Source organism: Acidovorax sp. SUPP1855 (assembly GCF_030158955.1).
GTDB lineage: Bacteria > Pseudomonadota > Gammaproteobacteria > Burkholderiales > Burkholderiaceae_C > Paracidovorax.
Window position 1 is genome coordinate 46789 of record NZ_BQXI01000017.1, and the last position, 19294, is coordinate 66082.

Here is a 19294-nt window from a genome sequence, read left to right on the forward strand (position 1 = left end):
GGTGCGTTCTTCATGCCCAGAAATCCTTGCGGCACAGGCCGCGCGCAGCGCAGTGGTCGCACACGGCCCCCTCGCCCAGCGCCGGCATGGCGGCACCGGCAGCGATGCGTTCGAAGTCGTGCAGGATGCCGTCCACCAGTTGGTCGCGCAGGGCCACGATGTCGGGCTGCTCGAAGGTCCGCGTGTCGCCGCGCTCGCCCACGTTCACGTAGGCCGCGCGCAGGTGGTCGTCGTGAAGCAGCGCTGCATAGAACGCCAGCTGTGTGTCCTCGGTGCCGGCGGCCAGGCGCTTGCGGGTGACGGCTTCGTTCTCGGTCTTGTAGTCGATCACCAGCACCGTCGGCGCTTCGCCCGGCACGCCGGAGCGGACGGCATCGATGCGGTCGAGCAGCCCCACCAGTTGGAGCCGACCGAGCGACTGCGTCGAGCGCACCTCGGCCTGCCGGAAGGCAGCGCCCTGCCCTTCGTGGTCCTGCAGCCAGCGAAGGTAGCCGTCGCGAAGGGCCGGCCAGCCGGAGGCGAACGGCAGGAACTCGCCCGACGCCAGCCGCTGCGCCCGGGTGACGGCCTCGGCCGCGGCATCCATGAGCGCGCGGCGCGCCGGCAGCGCTTCCGTGGGCGCCGCCTGCAACGCCTCGTGGAAGTGCTGCAGCACGGCATGCAGCCAAGTGCCGAAATCCCGCTTGTCCACTTCGGTGCCCAGTTCGTCAGCTTTTTTCAGACCCAGTTGGTGCAGCGCGAAGAAGCGGTAGGGGCAGTGGCGCAGATCGGAATAGGCGGTGGAGGACAACTGCAGCAAGGGCAGTGCCTCGCCCGTCGGCATCGGCCGGGGCACGGGTGCGAGCGGCACTTCGCGCGCACTTCGCGGGTCGGTGCCGGCGCGGGCCTGGCCGGCAAGCTGCAGGGCCAGCACCAGCGGACTGGCCAGCAAAGGCTCGCCGCCCTCGTCGCCACTGCGCCACAGTACGTCCACGTGAGCGGTGCACAAGGCATTGCGCCAGGCCGCGCGCTGGGCGGCTTCCAGCGCCTCGCGGGTGGGCAGGCCCAGGCCCTCGCGCTGCGCCCGGGTCCAGGCGCCGGGGGGCTCGGGAGCGGGCTGCAGGCGCTTTTCGTCGCAGCCGGGCACCACCAGCGTGGCGAACGGGCGGGCCAGTATCTGCGGCAGCGGCACGACGAACACCGAGGCGCTGCCGTCGTGGCCGGGCCGGTAGCGTGCGGCTTCCAGCACCTCGTTCACCCAGCGGGTGAACTCGGCCAGCGCCATGGGCCTCCCGGCGCTCGCCAGCCCCTCCAGATCGGAGGGCAACCCGTCCTGCAGCCGCAGCTCCGCCAGCACGCGCTCGCCCGCGGCGTCGGCCTGCAGCGCCTCCCATTGCCCTGTTGCCTGCAGCAGTTCGCGCAGTGCGTCCAGCCATGCTGCCACCGGCCTCGCGGCCTGCCAGGGCGTGCGCCAAGCCTGTACCTGCGCGATGAGCGCTTGCACTGCAGCCGCTGCAGGCGGCATGGCATCGCTGCGTTCCTCGATGGCCGTCCAGTGGCCGGTGCCGGCCCTGCGCAGCCACTTCTCGGCCGCGCCCACCGCCTGCGGGCTGACGGCCGGCACGTGTTTGAGCCAGTCCAGCACCGCGTCGGCGGAGGCGTTCCAGGCACAGGCCCGCAGCGCCACCATGGCATGGGACGCCGCGCGCGTGGTGGACAAGGTCCAGCCGTTCTCGTCGTGCACGGCCACCCCGCGGCCCTGCAGCAGCGCGCTGATGCGGCGCGTCAAGGCCCGGTCGATCGCGGCCAGGGCCAGCGGCGCGTGGCCCTGCGCCAGGCGGTGCAGCACGCACGCCGCCGCGCGCTGGGCTTCGTCCTCGGCATCGGCGGCCTCGTGCAGGAACACCTCGCCGAGCGCGGGCAGCGCCGTTTCAGGCGGCTCACCGAGCGGCAGGGACAGCGCGCGGTCGCCCCACCGGGAGCAGAGCGTCTTGGCCAGCGGATCGGCCTGGAAGCCGCCAAGCACCACCAGCGCATCCACGGCCGATTGCGTGCCCGGATCGAACAGCACGTCCGTTGCGTGGCGGGACGCCAGCACCCATTCGAGGGCGATGCGCGCCACCGCCGCCTCGTAGCGCAGTGCCGCGCCATCGCCTGCGGGGGGCATCGATTCGCGCGCACCCACCGCCCACTCGTCGCGCTCGGACGGCGGCACGGCGCAGACGACGCTGGCCAGTTGCGCCGCCGCCTCCAGCAGCGGCGCGGCCAGCACGTCGCGCTGCTCGGTCAGGCCGACCCGGTCGAGCAACGCGCGCGCCGTGAGGGTGTCGCGCCCCATGTCGTGCGAGAGGTCATCGCCTTCCGGCACGAACGGGGCGATGCGGGAGGCCCAGTTCCGGGTGGTCTCGAAACGCGGCGCGAAGCCGTCGGGCACGCGGCGCGCCCATTCGCGCTGCGCCTCGGCCATGAGCTGGGCGTACGGCACCAGCACCACGGTGGCCGCAGGGTGTGCGCCGGTGCGCCGGATGTGGGCCTGCACCCGGTCCAGCACCGGGCCCCAAACGCTGCCGGGCGCATCGTTTTTCGCTATGACTGTCATAGCGGTGGAGGCCGCGGCCACACCGTGGGGCGGGAAATATCTTTCTGTCACAATCCCCTGACTTTATCCGGACCCGCCCACCTCAACTTGCTCCACAAAGGAATGTGCCATGGCAAGCGAACTCATCAAACACCTTTCCGACGCCAGTTTTGAAACCGATGTGCTGCAACCGGGCACCACGGTGCTGGTGGATTACTGGGCCGAATGGTGCGGCCCCTGCAAAATGATCGCGCCCATCCTGGACGAAGTCGCAAACACCTACAAAGACAAGCTGACCGTCGCCAAGATGAATGTGGACGAGAACCGCGAAGTGCCTGCCAAGTTCGGCATCCGCGGCATCCCGACCCTCATGCTGTTCAAGGACGGCCAGTTGGCCGCCACCAAGGTCGGCGCGATGAGCAAGACGCAGCTCACCGCGTTCATCGACCAGCAACTGGCCTGATTGGTGACGGTCGGGGCTGGCGTGGGCGGCGGCCTCGTCCGCAGCGCGCCATCCCGCGTGCCCGCATTGTTCGATGGCAGCAATCTTGCTGCACGTGCCTTGGCAAACCGGTTTTTTTTCCTGTCATAATCGCCGCAGATCATCGCGTCCGCATGCACTAGCGGCCGGTTCCAGATCCCCAGGCCATCCGAGGTCCGCAAACAGCGGCAGCCCGGCTCCCGGCCTCCCCCCTGATTCAAATCCGCTCCGTTCAGGAGTCACCCCATGCATTTAAACGAACTCAAGGCACTGCACGTGTCCGAAGTGCTCAAGCAGGCCGAAGAGCTGGAGATCGAGAACACCGGGCGCATGCGCAAGCAGGAGCTGATGTTCGCGATCATCAAAAAGCGCGCGAAGGCCGGTGAGCAGGTCTTCGCCGACGGTGTGCTGGAAATCCTGCCGGATGGCTTCGGCTTCCTGCGCAGCCCCGACACGAGCTACACCGCCAGCACCGACGACATTTACATCTCGCCCAGCCAGGTCCGGCGCTTCAATCTGCACACCGGCGACATGATCGAAGGCGAAGTGCGCACCCCCAAGGACGGGGAACGCTACTTTGCGCTGACCAAGCTCGATGCGGTCAACGGCGGCCCGCCGGAGCAGAACAAGCACAAGGTCATGTTCGAGAACCTGACGCCGCTGTTCCCCAAGGAGCAAATGAAGCTCGAGCGGGATATGAAGGGCGAAGAGAACATCACCGGCCGCATCATCGACATCATCGCCCCCATCGGCCGCGGCCAGCGCGCACTGATCGTCGCACCGCCCAAGAGCGGCAAGACGATGATGATGCAGCACATCGCGCACGCCATCACCGCCAACAACCCCGACGTTCACCTCATGGTCCTGCTCGTTGACGAGCGCCCCGAGGAAGTGACCGAAATGCAGCGCACCGTGAAGGGCGAAATCATCGCCTCCACCTTCGACGAGCCTGCAGCACGCCACGTGCACGTGGCCGAGATGGTGATCGAGCGGGCCAAACGCCTGGTCGAATTGAAGAAGGACGTGGTGATCCTGCTGGACTCCATCACGCGCCTGGCCCGTGCCTACAACAACGTCGTGCCCTCCTCCGGCAAGGTGCTGTCGGGCGGCGTGGATGCCGCTGCGCTGCAGCGCCCCAAGCGCTTCTTCGGCGCGGCTCGCAAGGTGGAAGAAGGCGGTTCGCTGACCATCATCGCCACGGCGCTGGTCGATACCGGCAGCCGCATGGACGAAGTGATCTTCGAAGAATTCAAGGGCACGGGCAACAGCGAAATCCACCTGAACCGCCGCCTGTACGAAAAGCGCGTGTTCCCGGCCATCGAGCTCAACAAGAGCGGCACCCGCCGCGAAGAGCTGCTGCTGCCGCCCGAGATCCTGCAAAAGACCCGCATCCTGCGCCAGTTCATGTACAACATGGACGAGATCGAGTCGATGGAACTCATGATCAAGAACATGAAGGCGACGAAGACCAATGTGGACTTCTTCGACATGATGCGCCGCGGCGGCTGATTTTTGCCGTCCGCATGGGGTGGCTTGCGCCGCTCCCCTGCACACCCAAAAGCCCCGCAGGCCATCCGGCCTGCGGGGCTCTTTGCTGCAGGCCGCAACCTCCCCGCTCAAGTACAGGACCACGCGGCGATGGACGATCCCAGCGCAGGTGCAGGCAGCTCCCAGCGCATCGGCATGCCTTCGATGGACAGCGGCGCCAGCAAACGCCTGGCCGGCCCCCAGGCAGTGGCTTCGATCTCCGGAGACTGGTCTTGCAAAAACTCGGTCAACAGCGGCTCCCGGTCCAGCGACGACGGCGCCTGTGCCAGCCAGTGGGCGGTTCGCGCCAGCGACGCCCGCACCTCGCAGCCCCGGCCGGTCTGCCGGCGGTGCGCCAGCGCCTTCAGGGCCGCGGCCGCCATCAGGTAGCCGGTGGCATGGTCGATGGCCTGCACGGGCAGTGGCACCGGCACCTGCCGCCCGGTCCGGCGCATGCCTTCCTCGGCAATGCCGGTGCTCATCTGAATGAGGCTGTCGAAGCCCCGGCGTCCGCGCCACGGACCGCTCCACCCATAGGCGTCGAGCGAGACGTCGATCAATCCGGGATGGACCGTGCGCCGCCATGAAACGCCCAGTCCCAGCCGCTCCAGGGCTTCCGGCCGCAGCCCGTGTACCAACACGTCGGCCTGGCGCAGCAAATGCTCGAACACCGCGCGGTCGGCGGCCTGCCGAAGGTCCAGGCGCGCGCAGCGCTTGCCCAGAACCACCTCGGGCACGGTGCCGGGCTCTTCCCAGCCCGGCGGGTCGATGCGCAGGACCTCGGCGCCAAAGCCGGCGAGGAAACGCGTCGCCACCGGCCCCGCCAGGATGCGGGTGAGGTCCAGCACACGCACGCCATGCAGCGGGCGCTGCGCCGTTCCCACCCAGGAGCGCTCAGGCCCCTCCGCGCCAAAGGCCATGTGGAGCAACGGTTCCGCCTGGACAGCCTCTCCCTGCGGATGGGACGACCATTCGTCCAGGCTTCGCATGGCTGCGGCACAACCGCCCTGCTCCACGATGGCGGACTCCAGATCGCTCGCACGCCAGCGAGCGACCGCCTGGGCTGCCGACTCGCGGTCCGTCACCCCGCCGAGCACGGCCATCGCTGCGGCACGGTGGTGCGGCGCATTGGTGTGCAAGCGGATCCATCCATCCGCAGCTTGGTAGTCGCCTGCGACGGTATCCCACAGCGGTGCCAGGGCCCAGCCGATCGGACGCAACGATCCACCGAACCAGAAGGACGCCAGCCGCCGGTCCACCCGAACCTGCGGCACCAGTGCGCGGGAAGGTGCCGCGACCTCCGCCAATGCGAGACCGGCCACCGCCATCGAGGCACTGGCCAGGTCGGTCACGGGAAAGACCGATGGCAATTGCCCAGCGCCCGTGAAAGACAGCGCATCCATCGGATCCGTTGTGCCGCCCAAGCCCTTCCACAGCGTGCGCGCGAAATGGGTGAATGACGCAGAAGGGGGCAAAGGAGCGGAGGAATGGGTGGACATGGCAGGCCTCAAAAACGATGCATCAGCCTAGATCAACCCATTAAATTGTCAATATTGATTTATATTTTCAACATCAATCTATTTCTACCGGGGAGCCGTGATGCCCGCCTATCTGTCCGCCCCTGACGCTGCCGCCCGCCTTGGTGTTTCCCGACAGACGCTCTACGCCTATGTGAGCCGGGGCCTGCTGCCAGCCCACGCGGGCGACAGCACCCGTGAAAGCCGATACCTGCAGCAGGATGTGGAAAGGCTCGCAGGTCAGCGCACGCGGGGTCGTAAGCCGAAGGAGGTGGTCAAGGCGGCGCTGGACTGGGGCTTGCCGGTGCTGGAGTCCTCCATCACATTGATCGAGGATGGGCAGCTTTACTACCGTGGAGAAAACGCCATCCCGCTGGCCGCCGCGTGCACCGTGGAAGATCTCGCAGGCCGACTGTGGCGCTGCCCCACCGAATCGGCTTTCGGGCCCGACACGCCTGCGTTGCCCCGGGCCATGGCGGCATTGCAGCCCTGCCTGGCCGGGCTCCGACCCGAAGAAACGCTGCTACCGCTCTTTACCGCGGGCAGCGAGGACGCCAGCACCGCTGTGTGGCAGACGTCGCCAGAGCGGCTGGCGCAAGGATGCGGTGCGCTGGTGCGGCTGCTGGCCGCGTGCCTGCTGGGCACGGCACCCCTAACGGCCCCCATCCATCGACAATGCGCCGCGGCATGGGGGCTGGACCACCACGGGGCGGACCTCGTGCGCCAGGCGCTCGTGCTTTGCGCCGACCACGAACTCAACGCTTCCAGCTTCACCGCCCGGTGTGTGGCCTCCACCGGCGCGAGCTTGCGGGCCGCGGTGATCGGCGGTCTGGCCGCGCTCACGGGCGGCAAGCACGGCGGCACCACCGCACGCGTGGAAGCCCTCTGGGACGAGTTGAACAACGCCGCGCCGGAGCAACGCCTGCGCCAGCGCCTGGCACGGGGAGAGGACCTGCCAGGCTTCGGCCACCACCTCTATCCGCAAGGGGATGTGCGCGCCGAATGCCTGCTGCGCCCTCTGCTGCCGCACAACGAACGCTTGCAGCGCTGGATCGCGGAGGCCCAGGCCTTGACCGGCCAACGGCCTTCGATCGATTTGGCGCTGGTCGCCCTTCGACGCCATCTGGCGCTTCCGGAAGGAGCGGCCTTCGGCCTGTTCGCCCTGGGGCGATCCATCGGCTGGGTGGCCCATGCGCTGGAGCAACGCGACAGCGGACAGCTCATCCGGCCGCGCGCTGCGTACAACGGACCGCGGCCCGCTCAGCCCACGGAGAATCGCCGCTCCAACGCGCTGTAGCCCAGGCCCACGCCCTTGTGCACGCGAATCTGCACGGGGATGCGTTCCTTGAGGGCCTCCACGTGGCTGATGATGCCGATGGTCTTTCCGCTGGCGTTGAGGGTGTCGAGCGCATCCAGGGCGGTTTCCAACGTTTCGCCATCCAGCGTGCCGAATCCCTCGTCGAGAAAGAGCGAGTCGATGCTGGCCTTGTGGCTCACCAGGTCGGAAAGCGCCAGCGCCAACGCCAGGCTCACCAGAAAGCTCTCGCCGCCCGACAGGGTGCGGGTGTCGCGCGCCACATCGGCCTGCCAGGTGTCGATCACCTCCAGCTCCAGTTCGCCCACCGAGCGGCGGCCCAGCCGGTAGCGCCCGTGCAGCCGTCCCAGTTGGCGATTCGCCAGATGCACCAGGTGGTCCAGGGTGAGGCCCTGCGCGAACTTCCGGTATTTAGCGCCGTCTGCAGAGCCGATCAGGCCATTGAGGTGCTGCCACAGATCGTGGTCGGCCTCCTGGGCCTGGATCTGTGCCAACAGCGCCTGCAGGCCATCGCGGCGCTGCGCGTCGTCTTGCAGCCGGCTCGCGATGGCGCCCTGCTGCTGCTGCGTCAAGGTGAATTCGGCCTCCCACTGCGCCATCAGCGCGGCCAGATCCTCTGAACTCCGTTCGGTGAGCGGCTGGGATTGCAACTCCGCCAAGGCCGCATTGGCGGCGGCCTGCAGGGCGTTCGCCTCGGCCAGCGCCTGCTGCCGCTGCGCCAGCCGTGCGCGCAGCGCTTCGCGCTCAGGCTCGCCCATGCCTGCCGCGTGAAAAGCGGTTTCATCGGCGAAAGGGCTGAGCGACAGCGCCTGCACCCAATCCTGCTTGGCCCGGACCTGGGCCGCCTGCACCTCGGCATGCCGGCGCTGCAAGGACTCCAGCATGCCTTGCAGCGTGGCCAGCTCGTTCTCTGCCGCACGCCAGAGCGCCTCGGCTTGTTCGACCGCCTGCACCAAGTCTTCGCACCCGGATTCGGGCTCTTCCCGCAGCAGGGCATCGACTTCGGCCCCCGTGCCAGGCGCTCCCACGGCCGCCCAACGCAGGGCGGCCTCCCCCGCCATGTCGGCCACCTGCTTCAATGCCGATTCACTGGCCGTCAATGCCTGAAGGCGCGCTTGCGCCGCCTGCCATGCGCGATGTTCTTGCGCACGCTGTTGCAGCCAGTCCGCCCCATCGCTGGGCAGCGTGTAGCCCAACGTTTGCAATTGGTCCGCCAACGCCGCTTCGGCCTCGGCGTGCTGGCTCTGCTGCTGTTGGAGGTGCCGCGCCAACTCATCCGCCCGCTCTCGGGCCGCCTGCAGATCCTTGTCCGACAGGGCCCGCTGCTGCAGGGCCGCGCGTTCGGCCTGTTCGGCCTGTTGCAGTGCGGACAGCGTCTCATCGAGCCGCGTTCGTGCCTGGGCGATCTCCACCCATTGCTGTTGCGCGGCTTCCAGCGCTGCCGCGTGCCGGGCCTGGGCGTCGGCGATGGCCTGGGCGTCCACGGCATCCACCGGCCAATCGCTGGCCGCGCAGCACGCCTGCCACTGCGTCAGCCACTGTGCCAAGGCCTGCTCTCCCTCGGCGATCTGCTGCGCCGTCTGATCGCTCTGCGCCTGCAGCGCGGCCAGGCGGGAGCGCCGCGCCTGCCCTTGCTCGGTCACCTCGTCGCGCTGTGCGCGCAGCGTCTCCAGTGCGGATTGGGTCGCGGAAACGTCCAGCGCCTCGTAGTCTTCGATCGCGGGATGGGTGGTCGATCCGCACAGCGGACAGGCCTCGCCCGGCTGCAAATGGCTGCGATGCGCCTCCAGGGCCTGAATGCGCTGCTCTTGCGCCAGCAGCTTTTCCTGGTCCTGCACTTGCCGATGCAGGCTGGCATAGCGATCGCGCAGCGACTGCACGGCCTGCGCTTCGTCCGCCTCCTGCCGCTGCCGCTCCGTTTGGGCCGCCAGCCATTGCGACTGGCGCGATTGGGCTTGCCGCCATGCGCTCAGGCTCTGGCCCAGGCGCTCCCAGGCATGGCTGCGCTCCAGCAGTTGCAACGGGGCATTGCGCCATGCGGATTCTTCACGCCCCATCGTCAGGCGCTCATGGACCTGGCGCGCTGCCACGGCCGCCTGTTGCGCCTGGTTCAAGGCCGCAGCGGCACGTTGGCAGGCCTGTTCATGGCCGGCGCGTTTTAACTCCAGGGCCTGACACTCACTGCCTTGTTTTTCCTGACGCATCCGGGCTTCGGCCATCGCCTGCAGCCGGTGCGCACGGGCGCCGAATTGCTCGCGCCATCCGCTCAACCATTCCCCCAGTTGGGCGTGCTGGGGCACTGCTGCGAGTTCTTGGGACAGCGTCTCGCGGGCCTGCACAACATCCTGCCATTCGTTTTTGCGCAACCGGGCCAGGCGCTGGCTGTTGCGTTGCACCTGGCGAAGCGCTCGGGCGCAGCGATCCACCGCCTGACCATGCCGCACCTGCGCGTCATCCCGTTGCCGAACCACGGCCACCGCATCGTGCCGCGCGGCCTGCCATGCGGCATGGACCGGCTGCAACCGCGCAGCGGGCTCGCTGGCGGCAAGGCGCAGGCTTTCCTCGGCACCGGCATCCCATTCGGCCTGGGCTTGCTCCCGATGTCGCACCGCCTCGTCACGCCGCATCTGGGCACGGTCCTTGTCCGCCAGCCACTGGCGCTCGCGGGCGGCGGCCTCTCGCTGCGCCTGCAGTGCCCGCGCATGCAAGGCTAGGCGGCCAGCTTCATCCACCAGCGTGGCGCGCGTGGCCTCGTCCAGCAACTCCACGCCACCGGCACGGGCCCGTAGTTGCTCCAGCACCGCGCGCGCGTCCCGCGCACTCTCGAACACCCGCTGCGAAATCTGCCCGTAGATATCGGTCCCCGTCAACTCCTCCAGCAACTCCGCACGCTTGCCAGCGCTGGCTTCGAGGAAGGCCGCAAAGCCGCTCTGCGCGAGCAGCATGGACCGGGTGAAACGCTCGAAATTGAGCCCGGTGAGCACTTCCGTCTGGCGCAGCTTGTCCTGCACCCTGGTGGTCAAGATTTCGCCTTCGCGTTCGCCGCGGACCTGGGCCACCAATTCCACCTGCACTTGCTGCAAGGCCCCGTCGGGCTTGCCGTGTGCCCTGCGCTGGCTCCAAAACGACCGGTAGCGGGCGCCGCGAACTTCAAACTCCACTTCCGCCAGGCATTCCGCGGTGTGCCGAGTCATGACCTCGTTGCCCCCTTGGGACACGCCAGCGATCCGCGGCGTTTGGTGGTAAAGCGCCAGGCAGATCGCATCGAGGATGGTGGTCTTGCCCGCCCCGGTGGGGCCCGTGATGGCGAACAGGCCGTTGCCGGCAAAGGGTGCCGTGGTGAAGTCGATGCGCCATTCGCCTTTGAGCGAATTCAGGTTTTTGAGGCGCAGGCTCAGGATTCTCATGGCGCGGGCCTTTCCTGCAGGTCGGCCAGGACGGTCCGATACAGCGCCGAAAGCCGCTCCTCCAGTGCCGGCTCGAGCGATTGGACCGCCAGCCGGCGGGCAAAGACTTCTGCGGGGCCCAGTTCATCGAGGGTTTCTCCCGCAGCGGCATCCAGCACGGTGGGAAGCACATTGCGGGCCCTGCGCACACGCAGGATCTGGATCGGCAGGCCTTCCGCCATCTGGGCCACGCGCACCTGCAGATCGGCAAGGTAGTCGTCATGGGCCACTTCCACCTCGACCCACACCGGCAACGAATCGCTTCCACGGCTGGCAGCTTCGGCAAATGCCGTCGGCAGTTCCGCCAGGCGGCCGCGCACGCTGGCCAGCGGCTGAAAACAGGGGACCGGCAGCGGCGTCACGGACTTCAGGCCCGCCAGGTCGAAATCGACCAGCAGCACCTCCTTGCGCTGGCGTGCCTCGTCGAAGCTCAGCGGTATCGGCGATCCGCTGTAGCGCACATGCTCCAGCCCTCCGACCTTTTGCGGCTGGTGAATGTGGCCCAGCGCGATGTAGTCGGCTGGTGGAAACGCGTTGGTGGGAAAGGCTTCCAGCGTGCCCACATAGATTTCGCGCACCGATTCGCTGGCGCTGGCGCCAACGGTGGTGAGGTGCCCCGTCGCCACGATGGGCAAGCCGCCCAGCGCGGCGCTGCGCTCGACGGCCAGGGCATGCAAGGCCTGGTAATGGGCACGGATGGATGCCTGCAACGCCAACTGTTTGTCGGCCGCGCTTTGCCCGGGCTGGCTCAGCAGCAGGTCCCGCGGGCGCAAGAACGGCACGGCGCACAGCACCGCTCCCGGCACGCCAGCGCGGGTATGAAGCACCAGCACCTGGTCTTCGGGCCGCTCCGCCATGCCCGGCACCACCCGGGTATTGAGATGCGCGAGCAAGCTGCGGCTTTCGCCGAGCACGGAAACGGAGTCATGGTTGCCGCCCAGCACGACGAATTGCGCCCCGGCGTCGCGCAACGCCAGCACGCAGCGGTTGTACAGTTCGCGCGCATAGCTCGGAGGGGCTCCGGTATCGAAGACGTCGCCTGCCACGATCACGGCGTCCACCGCCTGCGCGCGGACCTGCTGCGCCAGCCAGTCGATGAAAGCCAGGTGTTCGGCCTGTCGTGTCTGGCCCATGAAGTGTTGGCCCAGATGCCAGTCGGAGGTATGCAGGAGGCGCAATTCGTGGCTTTTGGAGAAGTTCTGGAGTGGCAATGGTCTCACTTTGGCGGGCCTATGCAATAATCGAAGGCTAATTTCCGCGGAAAGTGCGACGCAATGGGTGCGGCGTGGCTACCGCAGCAGCCCCTGAAAGGACCATGCCATGAAAGAAGGCATTCACCCCAATTACCGCGAAGTGTTGTTCGTGGACCTGTCCAACGGTTTCAAGTTCGTGACCCGCTCCTGCGTGAACACGAAGGAAATGGGCAAGACCGATGACGGACGCGAACTGCCTTTGTTCAAGCTGGACACCTCCAGCGAATCGCATCCCTTCTACACCGGTACGCAAAAGTCCGTGGACAACATGGGCGGCCGCGTGGAGAAGTTCCGCAACCGCTTCGGCAAGACGACCGCAGCGAAGTAATCGGCGGACAACGATGTGTGCAGGCCCTGGCCTGCGGTGCCGCAAGGCAGCCGGCCTGCTACCGCAGGCCGACAACACCGTTTGAAGAAAGGCAGCCCGGCTCGACCGCGCTGCCTTTTTCTTTGTCTTTTTGCCCGTATTCTCGGGCGTCCTTTTCCGCCACCAGAACGAGCCGAGTGATCCACCCCACCCCTGCCATCGTCACCCAAGGCGCAGTCCGCCCGCTGCCGCGCTGGGCGCTCTTGCTGCTGTGCCTGGCGTATGTGGTGCCCGGGTTCGTCATGCGAGACCCCTGGAAGAACGCCGACGTCACCGCGTTCGGCTACATGCTGGAGCTGGCGCACGGCACAACGGCATGGCTGTCCCCTTCGCTGGCCGGAATGCCCCCCGAAACGGAAGGCCTGCTGCCGTACTGGCTGGGGGCGCTGGCCCTGCAGATCGCTCCCTCCTGGCTCTCACAGGAAATGGCGGCGCGGCTGCCTTTCATTGCCCTGCTGGCGGCCACCCTCGTGGCCACCTGGTACGGCGTTTACTACCTGGCAAAAAGTCCGGGGGCCCAGCCGGTGGCTTTTGCATTCGGCGGCGAGGCCCTGCCCGCCGACTACGCCCGCGCCATGGCCGACGGCGGTTTGCTGGCCCTGCTGGCGTGCCTGGGACTGGCGCAACTGTCGCACGAGATCACCAGCTATCTCACCCAACTGGCCTGCACCGCCCTGCTGTTCTTTGCAGCATCGGCCCTGCCCTATCGCACCGCAATGCCCACGGCGGCCGCCGCGCTCGGGCTGATCGGACTGGTGTTGAGCGGGGCGCCCACCATGGCCGCCCTGCTCGGCGCGGGCAGCGCCTTGCTGGTGCTGCGCACAGCCGACCACGAACCACGTTCGAGCCGCACCTGGGCGCTGGCCTTGCTGGGCCTGACGGTGGTGGCCGCCTTGCTGGCCTGGAAGCTGAACCTCTGGCGCTGGCGCATCGTGGGCAGCGCAGAGGGCGCGAAGGACTGGCAAAGCCTGCTGCGCCTGCTGACCTGGTTCGCGTGGCCGGCCTGGCCGTTGGCGTTGTGGACCCTGTGGCGCTGGCGCCACCAGATCACCAGCCGCGCCATGCACCGCCATCTGTTGCTGCCTTTGTGGTTCACCGTGGTCACGCTGGGCGCCACCATCACCACCCAGCCCGCCGACCGCGCCTTGCTGCTGGGGCTGCCGGCCCTCGCGGCGTTGGCGGCGTTCGCGCTGCCCACACTGCGCCGCGCCATCGCGTCGCTGATCGACTGGTTCACTTTGCTTTTCTTCAGTGCCTCCGCCATCACGATCTGGGTGATCTGGCTGTCGCTGCAGACGGGCGTGCCGTCCAAACCGGCGGCCAACGTGGCCCGGCTGGCCCCGGCGTTCGTGCCGCACTTTTCGGCCGTCGCTTTCACGCTCGCGCTCATTGCCACCGCTGCATGGTGTGCGCTGGTGTGGTGGCGCGCCTCGCGCGACCGGGCCGTGATCTGGAAGAGCCTGGTGCTGCCTGCCAGCGGTGCCACGCTGGGCTGGCTGCTGCTCATGACGCTGTGGCTGCCACTGCTCGACTATGGCCGCAGCTATCGCCCGCAGATCAACAACCTGATGGCCGTGCTGGGCCCGCAGCCGGGCTGCATCATCACCCATGGCCTGAGCCGCGCCCAGGTGGCGGCGCTCCAGTACCACGGCGGGCTCTCGCTGCAGCCGACCGACGGCCGCCGGCTGCCGGCCACGTCCGATTGCCAGTGGCTGGTGGCCGATAGCGAAGCCCAGCCACCCGGCGGCGATATCGCCTCGCCGCCAGAGTGGTCGCGAGTGACGCAGCTCCCTCGGCCCACCGACAAGAACGACCAACTGTTGGTGCTGCGGCGCGCGGCCACGCTGCGGTAATGTCCGAACGCGCCACCATCGCGCGGCATGCCGGCACCGTGCTGGCCGGGCAGCTGGCGGTCATGGCGTTCGGCGTCACGGACACCATCGTGGCCGGCCGGCATTCCGCCGCCGCCCTGGCGGCCCTGTCGATCGGGTCGGCGATCTACGTCAGCATCTATGTGGCGCTCATGGGCGCGCTGCAGGCCCTCCTGCCGGTCTGGGCCGAGCAGCGCGGAGCGGGAGAACGGGAAGGCATCGGCCGAACGGTGCGGCAGGCGCTGTACCTGTGCGCCATCGCCTGCGCGATGGGCATTGTGGTGCTGGTGTCGCCCGGCGCCATCCTGCGGTGGACCCAGGTGCCCGAAGCGCTGCGCGCCGTGGTGGGCAGCTACCTGGGCGTGCTGGCGCTGGCACTCCCCCCGGCCCTTCTGTTCCGTATCTACAGCACGCTCAATCAGGCGCTGGGACGCCCCCAGCTGGTCACCTGGCTGCAGGTGGGCTCGCTGCTGGTCAAGATTCCCTTGTCGATCTGGTTCACCTTCGGCGGTGCCGGGCTTGCAGCGCAGGGCGCAGTGGGCTGCGCTTGGGCCACCCTGGTGGTCAACTACGCGTTGCTCGTTGTGGCGGCTTGGCTGCTGAACACCCAGCCGCTGTACATGCCGCTCGACCTGTGGCGGCGGCTGGAAAAACCGGACTGGGCGCAGATCGGCCGCTTCGCCCAATTGGGCGTCCCGGCGGGGCTGGCCATTTTGGTGGAGGTGACGTCGTTCACGCTGATGGCGCTCTTCATCGCCCGGCAAGGCAACATCGCGGCGGCGGCGCACCAGATCGCGTCCAACCTCACCGCCGTGCTGTACATGGTGCCGTTGTCGTTGTCCATTGCCACCAGCGCACGGGTGAGCTTCTGGCGCGGGTCGGGCGACGAATCCCGCGCCCGTGCGGCAGCCTGGATGGGTTTTCGCCTCTCTGCCGGGATAAGTATTGCCTTGGCAGCTATGCTTTTCATAGCAAAAGGGCATATCGCACCGTTCTACACGTCTTCGGCCCAAGTCGCCTGGCTCACAGCCTCGCTGCTGGTCTGGGTATCGATCTATCACGTCGCCGATGCGCTGCAAACGGTCTGCGTTTTCATCCTGCGCTGCTACCGCATCACGCTCGCGCCGCTGGTCGTCTATTGCGTGCTGCTGTGGGGCGGCGGACTGACCGGCGGTTACCTGCTGGCCTACGAAGGTGCCCTGGGATGGGAGGCACTTCGATCACCGTCGGCATTCTGGGGGGCCAGTGCCGCGGCCCTCATCACGACCGCCATGGTGTTCGTCACGATGCTGGCCAGGGCGCTCAGGCCTGGGCAACCGCTCCCGCCTCCAGCACAGTGACCGGGCGACGGCTCTGCACCCGGCCCGCAGGAAAGGTGACGGAAAAGACCGAGCCCTTCCCTACCGTGCTCGAAATGTCGAGCGATGCCGAATGGCGCTGCAGGACATGCTTGACGATGGCCAGCCCCAGGCCCGTGCCCCCGGTCTCGCGCGAGCGGCTGCGGTCCACGCGGTAAAAGCGCTCCGTCAAACGGGGCAGATGCACCGCCTCGATCCCCGGACCCGTGTCGCGCACCGTAAAGCGTGCGCTGCCATCCTCCAGCGTCAGCCATTCGACGGTGATGGAGCCGCCGGCAGGGGTGTACCGGACCGCGTTGCCGATGAGGTTGGACAAAGCGCTCTGCAACTCGGCCGGCACCCCACCCAGCTGGCCTGCCGCGCGCATGGTTTCCAGCAAAGGAAACTGGATCGTGTGCGGCCGGGGCTGGTTCTGGGTGAGCAAGGCGGACAGGCCGCGGGCCTCGTCCTCACAGCGACGCAGCAGCACCTCCACCGGTGTCCATTCGGTGATGCCGGGTAACGGGCTCCCTTCCAGCCGCGACAGGGTCAGCAGGTCCTGCACCACGCTTTGCATGCGTGCTGCCTGCTGAGACATCATGCCCAGGTAGCGTGAACGCTCTTCGGTGGAGAGCGGCAGCGTTTGCAGCGTCTCGACAAAGCCGGTCAAGACGGTGAGGGGGGTTCGGATCTCATGCGACACGTTGGCGACGAAATCCCGGCGCATGGCTTCCGCCTGCTCGAGCGCCGTCACGTCGCGCGACAGCAGCAGTTTGCGCCCGTCGCCATAGGGGTGGAGGTGCACCGAGATGCGCACCGGCCGGGAGGCCGTGCTGTCGCGGCCTTGCAGCACGACATCGTGTGAAAAATCCTGGCTGGAATAGTAGGCGCTGAAGTCCGGATCGCGCACCAGGTTGCCGATGGATTGCATGACGTCGCGCTGCGCGTCGAACCCGAACTGGCTGGCGGCGATGTGATTGCACCATTCGATGCGCCCCTCACCGTCCAGCAGCACCACGCCGTTGGGCGTGGCCTGGAGCGCCGCCAGAATTTCCTGCAGCCGTGCGTCGCTTGCGGCCACTTCCGCCTGGCTTTGGCGCAGCAGCCGCCGCGCGCGATCGGCCGCCTCGCCCCACAGGCCACGCAGGCTGGGCGCTCGGGCCAGGTCACCTTCCCGCAGCCACGCCACAACGCGCGCGCCGCGCAACAAATCCCAGATGAACCACACCCAGGCTGCCAACGCCGCCGCCAGCATCGCCCCCCACGGTCCGCCCTGCCACCATCCCACAGCCAGACCCGCCAACTGAAAGGAGAAAAAGAAGAAAAAGCGCCAAGCCATGTCGTGCAGTACGGGTCAGAGGGCGCGGCGCGCACGGCGCCGCAAAGCGAACGTCAAGCCCGCATCAGTGCCGGAGGCTGTGCCGTGAGGCGATACCCCGCGCCGCGCACCGTTTCCACCATGGCACCGGCCACGCCCAGGGCCTCCCGCAGGCGCTTGACGTGCACATCGACGGTACGCTCTTCAATGAAGACGTGGTCGCCCCACACCTTGTCCAGCAACTGGGCGCGGCTGTGAACGCGCTCGGGGTGCTTCATCAGGTAGTGCAGCAGCTTGAACTCGGTCGGGCCGATCTTGAGTTGCTGCCCCTGGAAGGTCACGCGGTAGGTGGCGGCGTCCAGCGTCAATTCGCCGATGGTCACGCTGTCGCTGACCTGTTCGGGCGCACGGCGACGCAGCACGGCGCGAATGCGCGCCAGCAGCTCCTGCGTGGAAAACGGCTTGGTGATGTAGTCGTCGGCACCGGCATCCAGGCCGGCGACCTTGTCCGGCTCATCGCCGCGCGCCGTCAGCATGAGGATGGGGATGGGCTTGGTGCGCGCATCGGCGCGCCACTTGCGGGCGAGCGTGAGGCCGCTCTGGCCCGGAAGCATCCAGTCCAGCAGGATCACGTCGGGCAGCACCGCATCCAGTTCGCGCTGAGCGGATTCGCCGTCTTCCGACCAAATGGGCTGAAAACCGTTGTGCCGCAGGTTGACCGCAATCAGTTCGGCGATTGCGGGTTCGTCCTCGACGATGAGTACACGGGGAAGTCTCTTCATGGCTATGCACCGCCTTTCAAAGCACGGCGGACTCGATCTGGTCCAGCGCAGTATGGCGCACGTCCTTGCCTTTGACGAGGTAGATGATCAGTTCGGCAACGTTCTTGGAATGGTCACCGATGCGTTCGATCGCCTTGGCGAGGAAGAGCAGGTCCAGACTGGCCGAAATGGTGCGCGGGTCTTCCATCATGTACGTGATGAGCTTGCGCACGAAACCATCGAACTCCTTGTCGATGAGGTCGTCCTCCTTGAGGATCGCCACGGCCGCCTTGGTGTCCAGGCGGGCAAAGGCATCCAGCGTCTTGCGCAGCAGGCCGGAGGCCAGATCCGCCGCCACCCGCAGATCGCTGGTGGGCAGCAGCCGGGCAGAGCCGCTTTCGATGATGGATTTCACCATGCGCGCCATCTTGTTGGCCTCGTCGCCCATGCGCTCGAGATTGGCAGTGGCCTTGGAGAACGCGATCAGCAGGCGCAGGTCACGCGCGGTCGGCTGGCGGCGCGCGATGATGGACGACAGCTCGTGGTCGATCTCCACTTCCATCGCGTTCACGCGGTGCTCGGTGGCAGCCACCTGGTCGGCGGCTTCCACGCTGAACTGCGAAAGTGCGTAGATGGCCTGGCGGATCTGCGATTCCACCAACCCGCCCAGTTCCATGACGCGGGCGGAAATGCTGTTGAGTTCGCTGTCGAACTGCGAAGAAAGGTGCTTGTCGGGCATGTTGTTGCTCCTCAGCCGAACCGGCCGGTGATGTAGTCCTCGGTTTCCTTGCGCTGCGGCTTGAAGAACATCTGTTCGGTTTCGCCGAACTCCATCAAGTCGCCGAGGTACATGTAGGCCGTGTAGTCGCTGCAGCGCGCAGCTTGTTGCATGTTGTGCGTCACGATCACCACGGTGTAATCGTTCTTGAGCTCTGCAATCAGCTCTTCCACCTTGGCGGTGGAAATGGGGTCCAGTGCCGAGCATGGCTCGTCCAGCAGCAGCACTTCGGGCTTGATGGCGATGCCACGCGCGATGCACAGCCGCTGCTGCTGCCCGCCGGACAGGCCGGAGCCGCTCTGGTGCAGCTTGTCTTTCACTTCATTCCACAGGGCCGCCTTGCGCAGCGCCCATTCCACCCGATCGTCCATGTCGGTGGCGTTCAGGCTCTCGAAGAGCTTCACGCCGAACGCGATGTTGTCGTAGATCGACATGGGAAACGGCGTGGGCTTCTGGAACACCATGCCGACCTTGGCGCGGATCAGCGCCACGTCCTGCTTGCTGGTGAGCAAGTTCTCGCCGTCCAGCACGATCTGGCCTTCGGCGCGCTGCTCGGGATACAGCTCGAACATGCGGTTGAAGGTGCGCAGCAAGGTGGACTTGCCGCAGCCCGACGGACCGATGAAGGCAGTGACCTTCTTCTCCGGAATGTCGAGGTTGATGCCCTTGAGGGCGTGGAATTTGCCGTAGTAGAAATTCAGGTCGCGGACCGTGATCTTCGGCGTCTCGGACACAGCGGGCGTTGGGGAGGGCATGGTGTCTTCCT

General features: G+C 67.3%; 14 protein-coding genes. 6 read left to right on the top strand and 8 right to left on the bottom strand.

The genetic code is table 11. The features are described from left to right. Positions 1–10 precede the first annotated feature (10 nt). Complete coding sequence (locus AVMA1855_RS15770; protein WP_284426438.1) at positions 11–2578, bottom strand: PD-(D/E)XK nuclease family protein; 2568 nt, start codon at positions 2576–2578, stop codon at positions 11–13. 109 nt (positions 2579–2687) lie between these two features. On the opposite strand from AVMA1855_RS15770, the gene trxA reads away from it, so the two are divergent. Further along, positions 2688–3020 carry a thioredoxin TrxA gene (gene trxA / locus AVMA1855_RS15775; RefSeq protein WP_272568977.1) on the top strand — a complete coding sequence of 111 codons (333 nt, stop codon included), beginning with the start codon at positions 2688–2690 and terminating at the stop codon, positions 3018–3020. 264 nt (positions 3021–3284) lie between these two features. Further along, positions 3285–4547 carry a transcription termination factor Rho gene (gene rho / locus AVMA1855_RS15780; protein WP_272547856.1) on the top strand — a complete coding sequence of 421 codons (1263 nt, stop codon included), beginning with the start codon at positions 3285–3287 and terminating at the stop codon, positions 4545–4547. Between the two features lie 107 nt (positions 4548–4654). Here the strand turns inward: rho and AVMA1855_RS15785 are convergent, their stop codons facing one another. Continuing rightward, positions 4655–6064 carry a CoA transferase gene (locus tag AVMA1855_RS15785; protein ID WP_502870340.1) on the bottom strand — a complete coding sequence of 470 codons (1410 nt, stop codon included), beginning with the start codon at positions 6062–6064 and terminating at the stop codon, positions 4655–4657. 100 nt (positions 6065–6164) lie between these two features. Between AVMA1855_RS15785 and AVMA1855_RS15790 the strand changes: the two genes are divergently transcribed. Then, a complete protein-coding gene (locus tag AVMA1855_RS15790) occupies positions 6165–7379 on the top strand; it encodes a citrate synthase family protein (RefSeq protein WP_284426439.1) in 1215 nt (404 codons plus the stop codon). Here AVMA1855_RS15790 and AVMA1855_RS15795 read toward each other — a convergent pair. After that, positions 7343–10804: an AAA family ATPase gene (locus AVMA1855_RS15795; RefSeq protein WP_284426440.1), complete on the bottom strand. Its 3462-nt coding sequence runs from the start codon at positions 10802–10804 to the stop codon at positions 7343–7345. The genes AVMA1855_RS15790 and AVMA1855_RS15795 overlap by 37 nt on opposite strands. Further along, the gene (gene sbcD, locus AVMA1855_RS15800; RefSeq protein WP_284426441.1) at positions 10801–12021 is read right to left on the bottom strand and encodes an exonuclease subunit SbcD; all 1221 of its coding nucleotides are present in this window, start codon (positions 12019–12021) and stop codon (positions 10801–10803) included. The genes AVMA1855_RS15795 and sbcD overlap by 4 nt, the downstream gene beginning before the upstream one ends. A gap of 142 nt (positions 12022–12163) precedes the next feature. Here sbcD and AVMA1855_RS15805 point away from each other — a divergent pair, with 142 nt between their 5' ends. The 3 genes from AVMA1855_RS15805 to AVMA1855_RS15815 all read left to right on the top strand — a co-directional run bounded on the left by AVMA1855_RS15805 (position 12164) and on the right by AVMA1855_RS15815 (position 15674). Further along, complete coding sequence (locus AVMA1855_RS15805) at positions 12164–12424, top strand: type B 50S ribosomal protein L31 (RefSeq protein ID WP_272568968.1); 261 nt, start codon at positions 12164–12166, stop codon at positions 12422–12424. 176 nt (positions 12425–12600) lie between these two features. Further along, positions 12601–14316: a hypothetical protein gene (locus AVMA1855_RS15810; RefSeq protein ID WP_284426442.1), complete on the top strand. Its 1716-nt coding sequence runs from the start codon at positions 12601–12603 to the stop codon at positions 14314–14316. Next, positions 14316–15674, top strand: a complete 1359-nt coding sequence (locus AVMA1855_RS15815; protein ID WP_284426443.1) for an MATE family efflux transporter — start codon at positions 14316–14318, stop codon at positions 15672–15674. Before AVMA1855_RS15810 ends, AVMA1855_RS15815 begins: the two co-directional genes overlap by 1 nt. Here AVMA1855_RS15815 and phoR read toward each other — a convergent pair. From phoR to pstB, 4 genes are read right to left on the bottom strand one after another with little or no spacing between them, the layout of a single operon-like run. After that, positions 15637–17010 carry a phosphate regulon sensor histidine kinase PhoR gene (phoR, locus tag AVMA1855_RS15820; RefSeq protein WP_284426444.1) on the bottom strand — a complete coding sequence of 458 codons (1374 nt, stop codon included), beginning with the start codon at positions 17008–17010 and terminating at the stop codon, positions 15637–15639. The two genes, AVMA1855_RS15815 and phoR, sit on opposite strands and share 38 nt — an antisense overlap. A 53-nt stretch (positions 17011–17063) precedes the next feature. Continuing rightward, a complete protein-coding gene (gene phoB, locus AVMA1855_RS15825; RefSeq protein WP_272568962.1) occupies positions 17064–17771 on the bottom strand; it encodes a phosphate regulon transcriptional regulator PhoB in 708 nt (235 codons plus the stop codon). A gap of 16 nt (positions 17772–17787) precedes the next feature. After that, positions 17788–18489 (bottom strand): phosphate signaling complex protein PhoU, encoded by a 702-nt coding sequence (gene phoU / locus AVMA1855_RS15830; RefSeq protein ID WP_272547863.1) that lies wholly within the window; start codon positions 18487–18489, stop codon positions 17788–17790. An 11-nt stretch (positions 18490–18500) separates the two neighbouring features. Next, the gene (pstB, locus tag AVMA1855_RS15835) at positions 18501–19283 is read right to left on the bottom strand and encodes a phosphate ABC transporter ATP-binding protein PstB (RefSeq protein WP_272547864.1); all 783 of its coding nucleotides are present in this window, start codon (positions 19281–19283) and stop codon (positions 18501–18503) included. Positions 19284–19294 lie beyond the last annotated feature (11 nt).